Origin of the sequence: Mucilaginibacter ximonensis, from assembly GCF_042686265.1 — a bacterium.
Lineage (GTDB): Bacteria > Bacteroidota > Bacteroidia > Sphingobacteriales > Sphingobacteriaceae > Mucilaginibacter > Mucilaginibacter ximonensis.
The window spans coordinates 1348787-1365138 of the sequence record NZ_JBHUPD010000001.1 but is presented as its reverse complement, the minus strand read 5'-3'; the positions used below and the strand labels follow the sequence as shown (position 1 = coordinate 1365138).

The 16352-nt window shown below is 49.9% G+C and carries 20 protein-coding genes; 8 read left to right on the top strand and 12 right to left on the bottom strand.

The window, feature by feature from the left end:
- The first annotated feature begins 6 nt into the window (after positions 1 to 6).
- The 4 genes from ACFS5N_RS06175 (at position 7) to ACFS5N_RS06160 (ending at position 2602) form a co-directional block, all read left to right on the top strand.
- The gene (locus ACFS5N_RS06175) at positions 7 to 864 is read left to right on the top strand and encodes a helix-turn-helix domain-containing protein (RefSeq protein WP_377183325.1); all 858 of its coding nucleotides are present in this window, start codon (positions 7 to 9) and stop codon (positions 862 to 864) included.
- Between the two features lie 133 nt (positions 865 to 997).
- Positions 998 to 1753 carry a class I SAM-dependent methyltransferase gene (locus ACFS5N_RS06170; protein ID WP_377183323.1) on the top strand — a complete coding sequence of 252 codons (756 nt, stop codon included), beginning with the start codon at positions 998 to 1000 and terminating at the stop codon, positions 1751 to 1753.
- Between the two features lie 47 nt (positions 1754 to 1800).
- On the top strand, positions 1801 to 2169 hold the full coding sequence (locus tag ACFS5N_RS06165; RefSeq protein WP_377183320.1) for a hypothetical protein: 369 nt from the start codon (positions 1801 to 1803) through the stop codon (positions 2167 to 2169).
- Positions 2156 to 2602, top strand: coding sequence for a PaaI family thioesterase (locus tag ACFS5N_RS06160; protein ID WP_377183318.1), 447 nt, complete (start codon positions 2156 to 2158; stop codon positions 2600 to 2602). Before ACFS5N_RS06165 ends, ACFS5N_RS06160 begins: the two co-directional genes overlap by 14 nt.
- Here ACFS5N_RS06160 and ACFS5N_RS06155 read toward each other — a convergent pair.
- The 12 genes from ACFS5N_RS06155 to ACFS5N_RS06100 form a co-directional block, all read right to left on the bottom strand.
- Positions 2585 to 3472 (bottom strand): SRPBCC family protein, encoded by an 888-nt coding sequence (locus ACFS5N_RS06155; protein WP_377183316.1) that lies wholly within the window; start codon positions 3470 to 3472, stop codon positions 2585 to 2587. The genes ACFS5N_RS06160 and ACFS5N_RS06155 overlap by 18 nt on opposite strands.
- Positions 3465 to 4202 carry an SRPBCC family protein gene (locus tag ACFS5N_RS06150; protein ID WP_377183314.1) on the bottom strand — a complete coding sequence of 246 codons (738 nt, stop codon included), beginning with the start codon at positions 4200 to 4202 and terminating at the stop codon, positions 3465 to 3467. The genes ACFS5N_RS06155 and ACFS5N_RS06150 overlap by 8 nt, the downstream gene beginning before the upstream one ends.
- Complete coding sequence (locus ACFS5N_RS06145) at positions 4163 to 4567, bottom strand: LIC_13387 family protein (RefSeq protein WP_377183312.1); 405 nt, start codon at positions 4565 to 4567, stop codon at positions 4163 to 4165. Before ACFS5N_RS06145 ends, ACFS5N_RS06150 begins: the two co-directional genes overlap by 40 nt.
- Complete coding sequence (locus ACFS5N_RS06140; RefSeq protein ID WP_377183310.1) at positions 4557 to 5021, bottom strand: SRPBCC family protein; 465 nt, start codon at positions 5019 to 5021, stop codon at positions 4557 to 4559. Before ACFS5N_RS06140 ends, ACFS5N_RS06145 begins: the two co-directional genes overlap by 11 nt.
- A complete protein-coding gene (locus ACFS5N_RS06135; protein ID WP_377183308.1) occupies positions 5008 to 5328 on the bottom strand; it encodes an ArsR/SmtB family transcription factor in 321 nt (106 codons plus the stop codon). The genes ACFS5N_RS06140 and ACFS5N_RS06135 overlap by 14 nt, the downstream gene beginning before the upstream one ends.
- 71 nt (positions 5329 to 5399) lie before the next feature.
- Positions 5400 to 5987 (bottom strand): hypothetical protein, encoded by a 588-nt coding sequence (locus ACFS5N_RS06130; protein WP_377183306.1) that lies wholly within the window; start codon positions 5985 to 5987, stop codon positions 5400 to 5402.
- A gap of 218 nt (positions 5988 to 6205) precedes the next feature.
- Positions 6206 to 6649, bottom strand: a complete 444-nt coding sequence (locus ACFS5N_RS06125; protein ID WP_377183304.1) for an SRPBCC family protein — start codon at positions 6647 to 6649, stop codon at positions 6206 to 6208.
- Position 6650: 1 nt separating this feature from the next.
- Positions 6651 to 7085 (bottom strand): VOC family protein, encoded by a 435-nt coding sequence (locus ACFS5N_RS06120; RefSeq protein ID WP_377183302.1) that lies wholly within the window; start codon positions 7083 to 7085, stop codon positions 6651 to 6653.
- Between the two features lie 58 nt (positions 7086 to 7143).
- On the bottom strand, positions 7144 to 8043 hold the full coding sequence (locus ACFS5N_RS06115) for a helix-turn-helix domain-containing protein (protein ID WP_377183300.1): 900 nt from the start codon (positions 8041 to 8043) through the stop codon (positions 7144 to 7146).
- Positions 7982 to 11173 (bottom strand): error-prone DNA polymerase, encoded by a 3192-nt coding sequence (locus ACFS5N_RS06110; RefSeq protein ID WP_377183298.1) that lies wholly within the window; start codon positions 11171 to 11173, stop codon positions 7982 to 7984. Before ACFS5N_RS06110 ends, ACFS5N_RS06115 begins: the two co-directional genes overlap by 62 nt.
- Positions 11170 to 12648, bottom strand: coding sequence for a Y-family DNA polymerase (locus ACFS5N_RS06105; protein ID WP_377183296.1), 1479 nt, complete (start codon positions 12646 to 12648; stop codon positions 11170 to 11172). Before ACFS5N_RS06105 ends, ACFS5N_RS06110 begins: the two co-directional genes overlap by 4 nt.
- Before the next feature lie 18 nt (positions 12649 to 12666).
- Positions 12667 to 13386, bottom strand: coding sequence for an ImuA family protein (locus tag ACFS5N_RS06100; RefSeq protein ID WP_377183294.1), 720 nt, complete (start codon positions 13384 to 13386; stop codon positions 12667 to 12669).
- Between the two features lie 112 nt (positions 13387 to 13498).
- Between ACFS5N_RS06100 and ACFS5N_RS06095 the strand changes: the two genes are divergently transcribed.
- From ACFS5N_RS06095 to ACFS5N_RS06080, 4 genes are all read left to right on the top strand, one after another.
- On the top strand, positions 13499 to 13690 hold the full coding sequence (locus tag ACFS5N_RS06095) for a hypothetical protein (RefSeq protein WP_377183292.1): 192 nt from the start codon (positions 13499 to 13501) through the stop codon (positions 13688 to 13690).
- Positions 13678 to 14277: an alpha-ketoglutarate-dependent dioxygenase AlkB family protein gene (locus ACFS5N_RS06090; RefSeq protein WP_377183290.1), complete on the top strand. Its 600-nt coding sequence runs from the start codon at positions 13678 to 13680 to the stop codon at positions 14275 to 14277. Before ACFS5N_RS06095 ends, ACFS5N_RS06090 begins: the two co-directional genes overlap by 13 nt.
- A 26-nt stretch (positions 14278 to 14303) precedes the next feature.
- A complete protein-coding gene (locus tag ACFS5N_RS06085; RefSeq protein ID WP_377183288.1) occupies positions 14304 to 14834 on the top strand; it encodes a Crp/Fnr family transcriptional regulator in 531 nt (176 codons plus the stop codon).
- 71 nt (positions 14835 to 14905) lie between these two features.
- A complete protein-coding gene (locus ACFS5N_RS06080; protein ID WP_377183286.1) occupies positions 14906 to 16351 on the top strand; it encodes an FAD-dependent monooxygenase in 1446 nt (481 codons plus the stop codon).
- Position 16352: the final 1 nt, after the last annotated feature.

The following is a 16352-nucleotide window of genomic DNA, read 5'->3' as shown; positions in this document are numbered from 1 at the left end:
TGCCCCGTGATCAATATTTACAACCGAAAGCTCCACAATCCCCAGTTCTTCCGCCAGTTCAGGTGTAAAGAGAGCCTGATCACGCTCTATAATTGCCCGCTCAAAGATAAATTTCAGGATGCCTGGAGCCATCATAGCTATATTGTTTACGTGGTCGAGGGCCATAAAGTCTGGCATACCGCGCAGGGCAGCTATGAACTGAATCCGGGCGATTGTGTGTTCGTCAGAAAAGGCGCTGCGATCTTGGAGCAGTTTTTTGACGGGGCATTCTGCCTGGTGATGTTCTTTTTGCCCGATGATTTTATCTGCGAAGTACTACGCAGCAAATCTTTCCCGCTTTACCAGCCGGATAAAAAATACGAAGCCGTGATCGCCCTGTATAGCGATGAACCGGTCAATGCTTTTTTTAATTCGATGATCGCTTTGTTTGGCAGCGGGCTGGAACCTGACCCGGCGTTGATCGAAGTCAAATTCCGCGAGATTGTGTTGACTTTGGCAGGCAATACCCGTAACGCTGAACTGATCGCCTACTTCAGCGCCTTACTGCAAAAACCCCAGGAAATATCGCTGCAAATGGTCATGGAAGATAATTACTGCTTTGACCTGGGGCTGGAAGATTTCGCGCAGCTCAGCAACCGCAGCTTGTCCAGTTTTAAACGCGATTTTCAAAAACAATTTGGCTGCAGCCCCGGCAAATGGCTGCTGGAAAAACGCCTGGACCAGGCCATGCATTTGCTGACCCATTCGGACAAGACCGTTACCGAAGCCGGCTTTGAAAGCGGTTTTGGCAACCGATCCCATTTCAGCCGCGCTTTCCGTACCCGCTTTGGCGTTACCCCGCGGAGCCGTAGGGTACTGGCCTAAATCATCACCTTTTTGGACTTTTAAGCGCATTCCGGCGACTGGGCTCCACCTAGTTTTGTATCAAATTTTTATTGATATGAATCCAAACAAATTATTATGGGAAAAGGGTGACTTTACCCAGATCGCCGCAACGATGAGAGAAAGCGGCGCAGCACTTGTGGCCACGCTTGGCATTAACAAAGGAATAAACGTTTTAGACCTGGGTTGTGGCGACGGCACAACTGCAATACCTGCTGCCAAATTAGGTGCGAACGTTTTAGGCGTAGATATCGCCGCTAATTTAGTAAAGGCCGGCAACGAACGCGCAATAACTGCTGAACTAAAGAACTGTGTTTTTCAGGAGGGCGATGCCAGCAACCTGATCAATTTAGATGACCAATCATTTGACTTAGTCGTTACGATATTCGGCGCGATGTTCTCTTCCAACCCGGATGCCGTGGCTAAGGAACTGGTGCGTGTGACCAAGCCCGGCGGAAAGATCGTCATGGGGAACTGGATACCGGGCGACCCGACGCTGGTGGCGCAGATCCTTAAAGTGAGTTCAGCCTTTACGCCGCCACCACCGGAAGGCTTTATCAGCCCCATGCTTTGGGGAGTGGAAGATAAGGTGACGGAACGTTTTGTTCAGGCGGGTATCCCGGCAGCCAATATCGGTTTTGAAAAGGCAACCTTTACCTTCAGCGGACCTTTTCCGCCCTCAGCCTTGGTGAATATATTCCGGAGCTATTATGGCCCCACCATGAATGCCTTTGAAGCGGCTGAAAAAAATGGCCAGGCTGCGGAATTGTACCAACAGCTTACTGACTTGTTCAATAGCCAGAATAAAAATGGTAGCGAGGCACCGACTTCCATACCGGCTACTTTTCTAAAAGTTACCGTAAAACGTTAATAGTATTTCCGCGAACCACCGGCAACGGTGGTTCGAATTATGACTTGATGATGAAAACAGTCCGTTATATTTTTTTAGTTTCCGGTATCTACGGCATCATTATTTTGGTGCCGCAGCTTTTCCGGGAACAGGTTTTCGCGCCGCTGACGCACCCCGAGTTTTATTATGGGTTCTTTTTAGTCACGCTGGCCTTCCAGTTTTTATTTTTACTTATTGCGTCCGACCCCGTAAAATACCGGCAGGCGATGTTGCCCGGCATGATCGCTAAAGGCGGCTATATCATCAGTTGTATTTTACTATTTGTACATGGCCGGCTGGCCAAAGAAATGCTTATTGCTTCTTCACCCGACTTGCTGATGCTGGGTTTATTTATTTACAGTTATAGCATAACCCTTCCAAAATATGAACCATCTTAAAGAACAACTTGCCAAACAGCTTGGCCAAACTGTTACCGAATCACCCTCACCGTTGATGCTGTGGCTGGCGCCGGTAGTACGCGCAGTAGCAGACGGCGCTTTAACCTTTGAGTTTACGGTCAACCCCGTGATGACCAACCCGGCGGGCACCTTGCATGGCGGGATAACCGCGGCGATCATGGACGATATGATCGGCGCGACCATCATTACTTCAGGGCGGCAACACCTTTATACCACGGTCAATAACGCGATCGATTATTTCGCCCCGGCCAAACCAGGCGACGTGGTAACGGGTCGCACCACCATCATTAAAGCCGGACGAGAGATCATCAATGTACAATTTGAACTCTGGAACCTGGCAAAGAAAAGATTATTAGCCCGAGGTTATTCGAATTGCCTGAAGACGGAATTGATCTTAAAAGCGGTTGGGTAATCCTTTGCCTGTACTGACATAGTTAAATAAACTTTGCTGGATATAACCTGTCCAGGCTTTTTCGCATTGCCCGGCGCAGTCCAGCACGGACAGGCCCTCATGGGTAAACGTCACCCGGGTTAATGCGCCGTCATTTTCCAATAGCCATAAAATAGCTGTACCGTTCCATTCCTGTTCATCGGTCCGGTTCCAGGGAAGCGTGCAGTCGATCACCTGCCAGGTTACTTGCTGGCCGGGCGTCCAGCCTGTGATCTGGAATTTGACCCAGGTTGTGCCGAAATGGACGGTAAAAACAGCGCCCGGCTGATCGGCACTACCGTCTACATCGGCCACCCACCATTGGGATACTTGACTGATGGCTTTAAAAACCTCGCTTGCAGGCTGCGGTACGCTGATGGTGCAGCTGAATTCGGTGGTGTTTTCTTTCATAATGTTCCAGTTAAGATCGGGGCTGGGGGCACCCTGACCGGTTTCTATATATCTTTTCAGGCTGACCAGGTAATAGGCCCAGCCTTTATGCATTAATTCAAAGGTTTCGCCCGCTTCCCGGTAACCGGTTTGACTGAAGCTGAGTACGATGCCCTTTTTTCCGGGGCATAATTCAAAGCTGATCAGGGTGCCGACCTGTTCGGGGCGAAAGGAGCTTTCTACCGCCCAGGTCACCAAAACGGGCTCTTGCAGGTTCAGTATACGCATGATGGTTTCCACCTTACCCTGGTAATCAAAACGAAATATGCCCTGACCGCCAACCTGCTGATCCAGGTCCGCATTTTTCGTACACCAACGTCGGATACCCATCGCCGTAGTCAATGCGGTGTATACCTCATGGATTTCGCCGCTGATGCTGAGCTGATGTCGGATATCAGGCATGAGGGTTGACGGCAAAATAACGCTGCAATTGACCCAGGTCGGCTTCACCAGCGCTGATGACCATATAATTATCTCCCTGGAATAGTTGCGGATCAAAATTTTCTGGTCGGTAATCTAAAACCGCAAAAGCACCGGTGACCTCTTCGACGGCATTGGTTTTGACATCGATCAGAATATCGCCCGCCTGAAGGGTTGGCGCTGGATCCTGTTTATAATATAAGGTGCCTTTGATAAGCTCGCCATTCAGGTTCACTCGGGCGTGTATCCCTGCTGCGGGCAGGCCTTTGCCGGTTTCCAGGTATTGCCGCAGGCTGCTAAGCACAAAGAAATCCCAGCCCTGGCGGCAGTCCTCAAAACATTCCAGCGCCGGGGTTAGGCCCTCATGGGTCATGGTTAGTTCGGTGCCGTCGCCAGCCGGAATTAATTCCCAAATTACGCGCGTATTTTTCCATTCCTGCGGGTCTTTCAGCAAGTTGAGGTAGCAGTCGGTGAAGGTCCAGACCAGTCGTTGAGGACCTTCTTCGGTGATACGGATATCCGCCCAGGTCTTGCCAAAGCGCACCCGGAACGTATCACCGGCATCAGCGCTATGGCCTTGCACATCGGCAGACCACCAGTTTTGCACTCGACAAATTCCATCTTTGGCTTTGGCCTGTGAAAGTTTAGTTGTAAATAGAGCTTGGTAATTGTTCATGGTTGAGGCAATTGTTTGAAAGATAACCAGGTACATGCCGCCGCGATCGCGGTAAACAATGCTGCGAAAGGAAAGAAATAAACATATTCGCAAACGGCCAATCCGCTGAGCAACAATGCCGTCAACAGGAGCATGGGGCGGGTAGGGCTTATCGCAAGCAGCCATAACTGGAGGCTAAAATAAAGTAATATCAGGATCATGCTGATGCCATAGCCGATATAGAATTGCGCCAGCGTGACGCTGCGGCCCATAAAATCAAAATGCTCATTTTGCATCCCGCTGATCACAGCCGCCACTTTGGTATTTGGTGCTTTGGCCCAGCCGAGCGCGCCAAAGGTGTGCCCGATGGTATGCAGCAACATCAGTACCGCCGCGGCGCGCAATAAAATTTTAGGCTTCATCGGCTACCACTTTATAAAGGTTCAGGATCATGCCCCAGCCATTGTCCATATCGCCGACCACTTTAGCGCCGCCGCCCAATTTCTGCAGGTCGCGGTGTTCCATGACCACGCGGGTCGTCTTCGGACCCTCGGCGATGAAATTCACTTCCACTTCGGTAATAAGCGCCGGATCATACTGGAAATTGCCATCGATCTGCCAGGCCAGGATCACCTGTCCGTAAGGCTCCCATTTCAGGATATGCCCGATCTCCACTTCCGAGCCATCTTCATGCCGGGAGAACCAGCGCCCTGATTGTTTTTGTTCCAGGACGGATTCTACCATCGGGCATTTTCCCACATGGTGGGTCTTGGGCCACCAGGCATCCATACGCCCGGTAAATACTTTAAAGGCGGTCTCCTGCGAGGCATTGACCAGCACTTCTTTTTTGATCGTTGTCAGATTAATGGTTTCCATTTTTTTCTGTTTGTTCTGCTAAGTTTTTGAAATTGTCCAACGCTTCGTCCCAGAAGCGGTCAAGGTAATTGCGGATGGCCAGCAGGCCTTCCCGTTCAATGCTATACATACTGCGTGTGCCTTTTTGTTCCAGGGAAATAAGCTTGGCTTCTTTGAGCACCTTGAGGTGCTGCGATACCGCTGAGCGGCTGACCGCCATTCCCTCCGCGATGTGCACGACTGATAAGGGCCCTTTTTCCAGTTTCTCAAAGATGGACCGCCGGGTCGGGTCGCCCAAGGCATTTAAAGCTGCTGTTCCTAAATTCATATCGTAAGTTTAAACTAACCGTTAGTGCAAACTTACCAATAGTTTTTAGACTTGCAAATTTTTTTATTGTTTTAACCTGCGGCTTGTACCAGGGCTTGTCTGAGCGTTTGGTCGCAAAGCTCCCGTAGCCGCTGCTCCTCACTTTCCAGTACCCAGCCGTCATAGGTGAAATGCAGGTTGCAGTGTTCGCCGTCGGGTAGGAGTTCAAAAATAAAGCGGGTGCCGCTCCAGTCAAAATCATCCTGGCCGCGGCGGCTTTCGGTGGTTAGCCAAACCACTTTTTGATCCCGGATAAATTCGGTGACTATATTTTTTGAAAAATGCGCATCACCGCTTTTGAATATAAATTCGTCGTTAAGGGCTTGGGCAATACCTTCCATGTCCTCAGGCCACCAGCGACCGGGGTCACAAATAGATTTGAAAACCTGGGCGGAGGGTTGCCTAAAGTCGACCTGGAGCTGATAAGTTGTGCGGATCTGTTGTTTTTCGACATAGTTCAAAAAATTGGTGCCGATCACTTCGCGCCAGCCTTCGCTGACACGGGCATAACATTCTTTGTCGGGGGTTAAGCCTTCGTGCGTAAAACGAAGCTGGCCGGGAAGCAACTCAAAGACGAGCCGGGTACCGGTCCATTCCTGCTGGTTTTTCAGCCAGGGCATGCGGCTTTCGGTGATCGACCAAACGAGCCGTTTACCCGGATCGAATCCCGTTACGACTTGTTTGGAATAATGCGTGCCGGGATGGGTGATGGTAAAGCTGTCCCCTAAAGCCAGACTCCGGCCTTCCAGGTCTTGGAATCCCCACCATTTGACAACGTTCAATAAGGCAGCGAACACCTCGTCCGGTGAGGTATTCGTGCCGATGGTAAAACTCAAATTCATCGCTGCTGAAAGTCTCCTTTACCCGTTGTTAAATAGGACATTAAACTGCGGCTGATCCAATGCGTCCAGCCCGGTTTGCAATCTTTATAACATTCTGATTGCGGTGTTAGCCCTTCATGCGTAAAAGTAAGATTAGTTTGCTTAGCCTGCTCTTCCAGGTCAAAGATCATTTTGGTACCGGTCCATTCGGTTTTGTCGGTATACCAGGGCATAAAGCATTCGTCTACCGTCCAGACTAATTTTTTGCCGGGTACTACTTCGCTGACGGTACAGTTGAAATAGGCTTCGGGGCCCATTTTGATGACGAATTGGTCGCCCTGTTGGTCAGCTTTGCCCTCAAAACCCACGCCCCACCAAGCGGGTACATTGGCGATCTTGTTCATGATCTCCGCCGCTGGCAGCGGCACATCGATCCTAATGTTGAAATTTTGTGTTTCCATTTTATTTACTGTTGATTGCTTGTTTGACTTTGTTCACATCAGGGCCATCACCGCGGCCTTCATAAAAGGACATATCCTCATCAGTGCCTACCAGCCGCCAGACCTGCCCGCCGGGCGCCTGGAAATAAAGATGCGGATCGGGGATGTCCAGTTTAAGTACACCCGCCGCCAGGATCTTTTCGGTCATGGCCGGTACTTCATCCGACCGGAGTTCCAGCCAGAGAAAACGTGCTTGCCGACCAATGTCGTTGACGTTAGGCACGTCACCATAAAGAAAAGCGATATAAAAGTTATCGCCCAGGCGCAGGATATCGCGGTCGGGGTCTTCGCGGGTCAATTGGCCGCCCAGGGTGCCGATATAAAAGGCGCGGATGCTTTCCCGCTCGCTGCGCGGAACGATGACGGAGGAATGATTGCTGAAATTGATCTGGCTCATCTTCTTTTTTTGTCAAAGATGGGCAAGCTAAAACTGCGGGTATTGTAAAAATCGGAAGTCAGGCGCGGTAATGCCTGGCGGCGAGTTCGTTGTCTTCGCGCAACGCAGTAGGGGTGGCGCCGGTAAAGCGTTTAAAGGCTTTCAGGAAATGGCTTTGGTCGTGGTAATATTGATAGATATTTTCTTTGACCTGGTTATCCAGGGTATAAGCCTGGTACACCTGTTTGAAACGCAGCAGTTCAGCCAGGTTCTTGGGCCCGGTGCCCAAATGGTTGCTGAACTTATTATGGAGCCAGCGGCTGCTGTAACCGGTCTCTTTTTCGAGCTGGCTTACGCTGATGAGCCCGTTGGTCGCGGTGATCTTGCCCATGCAATAATCAAAAATGGGGTCGGCCGTGGTTTGGGAAAGCCGGTACAGTAAAAAGGCTTGCAGCAGTTCCAGCTTTTGCTCAGGCGTTTCTGTCTCGCCTAATTGTTCCTGCAGTGTTCGTACTACGGGGCCGAGCAGTGCCTGCAGGTCAAGGATCTGGTTTTGCAGCTCGCCATAGGGCAGTTTAAAAAAGCGGTAAGCGCCCAGCGGGTAAAACTCGATGATGATCGTGCCGGTGGACCGGTCTTCGGTCGGGTCCAAGTTCACCGGGGTATCGATCAGGCCGGTCAGGCTCAGTTGGTGTTCTGCCTGCCGGTAGGTTTGGCCGGCGATCGTGGCGGCAATACCGTTGCTGTAGGTCAGCGTCAGCTTCAGGTTGGCATTGGGAACGATCAGTTTCCGGTCCGCTTCGGGCAAACGGCCGCCACTCTCGAACACATACATCTTCGCGACATAGGGTGCGAGTACAGGCAGTGGTGCCACGGGCAGGAAACGAAATCCGGTCATCAAGTAAAAATAAAAATAATCAATGAAAATTCCGCCCTTTGTGGATCGCGGCTTCTGCTTGGCTACCGGACCTGCCATCATAATTGACCGGCTGGGTCGTTTCATCACCCCGCATCAGCGTTTGCGGCAGCTCGGTTTCGGTCAGGCTGCGAAAGAGTGCACTCAGGTTAAAGCATTTGCGCACCACCAAATGCGTTACGCCATTAGCGATCTGTAGTTTGCCCATAACCATTAATAATTTAGATTGGACAATTTCTTTACGATAGGTATCAAAAAGTTGCTGCCAGACCACCAGGTTAGCCGAACCTGTTTCATCTTCGAGGGTCATAAAGAGTACGCCTTTGGCCGTACCGGGCCGCTGACGGACGGTAATCAGCCCGGCTAAACAAACAAAGTCGCCGTCTTTATACTTAGTTAAATCACTGACGCGGACATTGCGCAGGCGTGCCAATTGCGTACGCACCAAGCCGACAGGGTGATCTTTAAGCGACAGCCCGGTGGAAATATAATCCTGTACGACATGCTCGCCACGGGTCATGAGCGGCAGGGGTACGGCAGCTTCCAACACGGTTTCGGAAACCTGTCCATCAAAAAGCGCAATAGGGTGGTCAGCTAAAGCGGACACTTCCCAAAGCGCTGTGCGCCGGTCAGCACCTATAGAGCGGAACGCATCAGCATCGGCTAACTTTTCTAAGGCGGCCTCGGGTACACCTGCTGTCCGTAATTCGTCTACATGATGATAGCCGTTATTCCGCATGGTTGTGAGCGTTAGCATATCTTCTTCCCGCAAGCCTTTGATTTGCCTAAAGCCTAAGCGCACAGCATAATATTGCCCATTCTTTTGTTCCAGAATATTATCCCATTCGGAATAGTTGACGTCAGCGGCTAAGACCTGCACGTCATGATTCTTGGCATCTTGCACGATCTGGGCGGGTTGGTAAAAACCCATCGGCTGGCTATTTAAGAGCGCCGCGCAGAAGACATCGGGATAATGGCATTTCAGCCAGGAGGAGATATAAACCAGGAGGGCAAAAGAAGCGGCGTGACTCTCGGGAAAGCCGTAGCCTTCGAAACCTTGGAGTTGTTTAAAAATACGCCGCGAGAAATCTTCTTCGTAACCACGGGCCATCATGCCTTCCACTAGCTTCTTTTCATATAAATGCAGCTTGCCATTGGCTTTAAACGAAGCCATGCTCCTGCGTAACTGGTCAGCCTCAGCCGGGGTAAAGCCGCCCGCGACAATGGCAATTTCCATCGCTTGCTCTTGAAAAAGCGGAACACCTAATGTCCGGCTTAGGATTTCTTCCAGTTCGGGTTTAGGATATTCGGGCAGTTCTTCCTTATTGCGCCTGCGCAAATAGGGGTGTACCATATCACCTTGTATCGGCCCGGGCCGTACGATCGCTACTTCGATCACCAGGTCATAAAACTCGCGTGGTTTTAAGCGCGGTAGCATGGACATCTGCGCCCGGCTTTCAATTTGAAAGACACCGATGGTATCGGCTTTGCAGATCATATCATAGACCAGCGGGTCATCCTGCGGAACATTGGCTAAAGTCAATTGCCGGCCATAGTGTTTCAATACCAGGTCAAAAGCTTTGCGTATCATGGTCAGCATCCCTAAACCTAATACATCCACCTTTAGGATTTGCAGGTCTTCCAGGTCATCCTTATTCCATTCCACCTGTGTGCGGTCCACCATCCGGGCATTCAATACCGGGCAAAGGTCTGATAATAATCCTTCCGTGATCACAAAGCCGCCAGTATGCTGCCCCAACTGTCGCGGGAAACCGATAAGCTCACTGGTCAATTGCAAGACTTTTAATATTAAGGGGTCTTTAGGATTTAAGCCCTGTTCCCGCAACCGCACTTCATCAAAGCCCTCCTCGCTAAAGCTCCAGATCGTTCCGCCAATTCGTTTAATGGTATCTTCCGACAGCCCCATCGCTTTACCCACATCCCGTATAGCGCCTTTATGCCGTTCCTGCGTAACCGTCGCTACGATCGCCGCGCGATGCCGCCCATAGTCGTTATAAATAAACTGGATAATCTCTTCCCGCCGTTCATGCTCAAAATCCACATCGATATCCGGCCACTCGTCACGGGCATCGGACATAAAACGGGAAAATAATAAGCGGGATTTCGCCGGGTTAACCGCCGTAATGCCTAAACAAAAACAAACCGTTGAGTTCGCCGCCGAACCGCGCCCTTGATGCAAAATACCCAGCTCTTCCGCTTTTTGGGTATAATGATACACCCGCAGAAAATACCAGGCTAATTTTCTTTTTTCAATAAAAGCCAGTTCAAACTCGATCTGCTGGCGGTGTTTTTCCGGCACCGGGTCGCCGAAACGTTCCTTGGCACCATCCCAGGCGAGTTTCGCCACTCGCTGTTGGGAGGTTAAGCCATCCACCAATTGTTCTTCCGGTGTCAGGTATTTGAGTTCATCCAGCGAAAAAATACAGGAGTTAGCGATGGCATTGGCATTGGCCAAAGCCTCCGGGTATCGGCTAAATAACCGGTCAATTTCGCTCAGTTCTTTTAAATGCCGTTCGGCATTAGGATGTAGTTTAAAGCCTGCGTTATGAATGGTACATTTCTCGCGTATGCACGTTAAAATATCTTGTAATTCTCTGCGTTCGGAGGTATGGTAATGCACATCACCTGTTGCCACCAAAGGCACGCCGGTTTCAACTAACCTAAAAAGCCGTTTGGCATCCTGTCCCTGGTAATTAAACGAAGCCGCGACATATAAAGCCCGCCCGAAACGCTGGCGGTATTCTTTCAAATCATTTAAAAATGCAGCTTCAAATTCAAACCGTTTATTCAATTTTTCTGGCGCTACTGCAACAAACAATATGTTTTGAGCGTGGTCATAAACATCTTTTTTATAGAGTTCGCATTTACCTTTTTCGGTTCGTTTATTACCTAAGGTCAATAAGGCGGACAAGCGGCCGTAAGCCATAATATCAGTCGGATAAGCCAGTAAACTGGTGCCGTCCATTAAGTCCAACCGGCAAGCCGGTATAAATTGAATATTTAAAGGTTTAGCCGCCATATGTGCCCGTACAATACCCGCTAAAGAATTACGATCAGTAATGGCGATAGCCGAATAACATAATGCCGCTGCCTGCTCCACCAGTTCATGCGGATGCGAGCCGCCGCGCAGGAAGCTAAAATTGGACGTTACCTGTAGTTCGGCGTACGTCATGCGAAATATCCATGTAAATACCAGCGGGCATCGCCGCCGTCATAATGCCCCGAACGAAAAACCCAATACCGGCAGCCCTCGCTATCTTCGACCACATAATAATCCCGGTGCTGCCCATGATCCTGCCACCATTCCCGCCCGATACGCTCGGGTCCATCGGCTTTAGTGACCGTATGCCGCTTACCTTTATGGACAAATACTTTGGGCGGATGATCGGGCACCAGCGCCATGACCTCAATGCTTTCCGGCTCATTTAAGAGACGAATAGGGCGGGGCAATTCCGGCCAGGCCGTTTCGGGCTGTTCGGTTAACGAGCCCGCCAGTTTCACCGAGCGTTCGGGCCAATGATTTTCTGAGGGCAAAAAGCGCTGAATGGCATTAGCGCCCACCTTGCCGGCAATACGGTCCAGCAATTCCGCGAGCGAAGTATCGCCCAGACCTTTACTTTCGGCCCAAAGCTGTTCCTGCACCACTTCCATTTCTTCGGTACGCGGGGCTTCCAGCACAAACAGTTCAATACCTAAAGCAGGTTCGATCTTGTCAATCTGTAATCTAAAAAGCCGCATCAAATGCGAAACACTATGCGAACCTTTGGTGGTGGTAATACCGACCTGTACTTTTTTACCATCTATACGATGGCATTTCAAGATCGCTCTGCGTACACCCAAGCCATCACCTTGCAAACGCAGGCAAAGCATTTCCAATAGTTTCTCAATGGCAATCTCAATACCCGGTACGGTTCGTATCGGTTCTAATGACGGCAATCGTTCGGTATAAGGTACCGGAGGAACCAGTACCTCTAAATATTCTTCCACCCGGCCTAAAGCCTGATCAATACGTAATAAAAGATGAGTACCAAAACGCCGCCTCAAACTTTGTGGTGCGATAGCTAATAATGGCCCGATGCTCCGAAAACCTAACTTTTGCAAACGTTCTAAGACTTCAGGTTCCAAACGCAAAGCCACTGGTGGCAAATTACTTATCGCTGCAACTTGTTGGTCGGAAGCAATGATTGGATGGCGGGCTGCAAACCGTGCCACCGCCCAGGCCGTGCCGGGCGTATCGGCAATGGCCGCGCGGGCATCAAAACCTGCCGCGCGTAGCTTCAATACGATTTCCTTCAAATATTCCCGTTCCCCGCCCCATAAATGCGCGCAACCCGAAATATCCAGCAGCAAGCCATCACGATCTAAGGAAACAATAGGCGTATAACGAATACAACCCAAGCCAATCAATCTAAGCAGTTTCGCCGCTTGATCAGGAATAGCATCAATCACCAATAACTCCGGCACCGCCGCTCTAGCATCCGCCACCGCCATACCCACAAAAGCACCTTCGCGTTCAGCAGCAAGGCTGGAAGCGGTGATGATAATCTTATTTTTAACAGGAGCGGCTAATACAAAAGGCAGCTCTTTTAATTCGGGCCGCCGCCGCGCCAGCCCGTCCGTCAGCAAGTGCCGGAACCAGATCGCCATAAAACGCCGCTGCATACCTCAACCCACCTGCCTTTCTTCTACAATCAAATTTTCTTCACCAGGCATAAATCGCCCGTCTTGCCATTCCAATTGCCAGCTACCCGTATGCCCGTTACGCACTTTGAGCAAGTCCACTTGCCAGCGTAAAAAGCCCAAACCTGGCAAGCCGTTTAAATCCGTACTTGGCAAAGACTTCACCTGCCAACGTGCCGCACATGCGGTCGAAGCCAGTTTACCCGCATTCCGCAACACAAAACCCGTCACCCGGCTATTTTCCACGGCTAACTGAAAACGCCGCGATTGTTTAAAATCCATTTCCCGCAGTTCACAAACCACCGCCGTTAAACCTGAACACTTCAACGCCTCTTCCATCACCCACAGCGTGTCCTTATCTTTATGCAAACTGATAAAAATGACCTGGTGCGGCGCTACCCCAAAAGCCGCCAACGCAGGCGCAAACAAGCGCCTCGCTCTGCCGATCCACACACAAACCCCGCCATTTTGCATCAACATAGATAATATCCCGGTCACTAAACCACCAGAGGCAGCAGCTTGCTCGGCATTAGCGCAAACCAGTTCATGCACTCCATGTTGCGGAAACACCCTATTCGGAAAAGCATTTTCCAATGGCCCTAAGCCCAATTGATCCCGCTGGCCAGCTACAGGCGGCTTATAACCTTCCCATTGCAAAATCTCCTTTTGCAGCCTTTCCACGATATCTTTTTTTGCAAGCGCCATCGCAACAAATTTATGCTAATATTTTTAGCATTTTGCAAATTATTTTTACATTTGTTTTGTGAATGCCTGGTTGAAACGAAAATATGGCCCTGATGAAGTCGTTAATGTGGTTTTGGACACGAACTGCAAAGACGCGACGTTAGTTTATGAGCTGCATAAGGCTTATGAACAAGAATATTTGGGCCGGATTTTGTTTGATGAGCAAGGTTATTGGATTTATGATGGGGAAGAACTGACGGTGGCGGAGCAGGAGCAACTGGGGAAGTTTATTCAGCATAATATGGAGGTGTTATGGAGCAGTTGAGTTTTTTCGCGGAAGCGGGGCAGAGTAAAGGATTACCTACTGAATTATTGGAATACAGGCCTGGTTTTATTGATGATGATGGTTTATTGGAACATTTTATCGCGACGATACCCTGGAAGCAAAGCACGCAGAAGATGTGGGACAAGGAATATTTAACGCCACGACTTACCTCATGGCATGGCGATGTCGGGACGGATTATTCGGTATCGGGTAAGATTTCTAATCCGAATCCCTGGACGCCAGAGCTGCTGTCTATTAAATCACTGGTGGAACCGCTGTCGGGCATTACTTTTAATAGTGTCTTATTGAATTACTATCGCGATGGTAATGATTCCGTGGCCTGGCATAGCGACCGGGAGAGCGTACTGGGTAAAAACCCCATTATTGCGTCGGTGAGTTTTGGGCAGGTGCGGAGCTTTGATATCCGCAATAAAGCCGATCATAGCGAACATTATTCAGTCAAACTGGAGCATGGTTCCTTTTTGTTAATGAAAGCCGGGCTGCAAGAACATTGGGAGCACCGGATCGCCAAATCCACCAAGCCCATGAAAGCCCGCGTTAATCTGACTTTCCGGGTGGTGGTATAAAGTAGTACAATTCATTATATTTGTTGATGCCTGAAGCCGCCGATTTTATCGAACGTATCAAAACGCATTATACCCGCGAAGAACTGCCGGCGAAAACGCTGTTGGTGAAAGAGGGCGCGGTGGCCAAAAAGATGTTTTTTATTGATCAGGGTTGCTGTCGCTGCTGGTTCAATAATGATGGGGTGGATGTGACCTTCCAATTTTTGTTTGAAGGGAGTTTTGCCTCGTCTTTTGAAACAATAACCTCGGGTGAGGTGAGCTGGTATAGTATTGAAACGCTGGAACCGGCCGTGGTTTATAGCGTGCCGATGGAACGGTTTAAAAACGCGCAGGAAAATAATCCTTTGGCCCGGGCGTCTTACGTGCATTATATCGAAGAGCGCCTGAAGAGTTTTCATAAGCTGTTTGTCGCCCATATTAAGGACAGCCCCGAAAAAAGGTATAAGGAACTGTTGGAACATCAGCCGGAGATCATCCGGCGTATCCCGCAGCATTATATCGCTTCTTTTCTGGGGATCACTTCGGTATCGCTGAGCCGTATCCGTAACCGCAAGTGATTAATTAACAATTGTTATCGCTGGCCCCTGTTGATCGCTGGTAATTTTGTCCCAACAAAAAGATCAAAGCGATGAACCACACACAAGTCTTAATTATTGGCGCCGGCCCGGTAGGGATGACTTTAGCCTGCGAACTGGCCCGCCGGCATGTTTCTTATCGAATTATCGAACGCTCACCTGTGGCATCACAGGGATCAAGGGCCAAAGCTTTGCAACCCCGCAGCCTGGAAATCTTAAATGATTTGGGTATTGCCGAGGAGTTGCTGGCGGTAGGCACCACCGAATTACCTTTTCGTAAATATGCCGGCAACCAGTTCTTAGGCGAAACGCCACGCACGGGCTTTCCGCGAAACGATACCCGTTTTCCAAAAACTTTGTTGTTGCCGCAGCCTGCGGTGGAAAGAGCTTTGCGCGCAAAACTGGAAGCACTAGGCGGCCGTATCGAATGGGCGACCGAACTGGTTGATTTCAAACAAATTGAGAAAGGTATTATCTGCAAATTGGAAAATCCCAATTGGAGCGAGGAACTGAATGCTACGTATATGGTGGCTTGCGATGGCGGTAAAAGCACCACCCGTAAAAAACTGGGTATTCAATTTGTGGGCGAAACGCACCAGGAGGAAACCATGTGGGTAGGCGATGTCGAAGTGGAAGGCCTGACACCAGATGCCTGGTATAACTGGCTGAGCCCGGTTTATGGGATCGCGATGGCTTTATTCCCGTTCAAGAACAGTAACCAATGGCAATTACAGGCGGTAATGCCGGCCGAGAAGGATGGCATTGTACCAACGCCAAGTTTAGAGGGTTTTAACAGAATTTTTAAAGAACGTACCCAAATGGAAGGGGTGACCTTTACTAATAGTACCTGGCAGTCCATCTACCGCGTGAATGTGCGCCGCGCCGAAACTTACCGGGTGGGTAATGCTTTTATCGCGGGCGACGCGGGCCATGTACATTCGATAGCCGGTGGTATGGGCATGAATACGGGTATCCAGGATGCGTATAACCTGGGTTGGAAACTCGCAACCGTTATTAATGGCGAAGCAACTGACCAATTATTGAATACCTATGGCGAAGAACGCATCCCAATCGCGGACTGGCTGCTGGAAACCACCTCACAACGGCAAAAAGTGATGATGGCTGGTGCTGCCAGTGGTAAAAGCGGTATGGAAACGCTGGGCACCACTGATACTACACAGTTGAATCTGAATTACCGCGGTAGTTCTCTAAACGCTGGTAGCCAAACAAGCACCTGCTTACTAGCCGGCGACCGTGCACCTGATGTACAATTAAACAATGGTACTTGGCTGTCTGACCAATTGCGCGGCACGGAATGGAAACTATTGGTTTTTAATACAGAAATGCCAAACACTGACCGTGTCAAGGTCATTCCTGCCGAAGAAGCTGTCCGGGTAAGCTATGGCGTTAATTCCGGCGTCGTATTGATCCGTCCCGATGGCCATATCGCTATGATCGGGAAAGCCAACCAAGTAAACACTTATTTAAACAACCTATAAT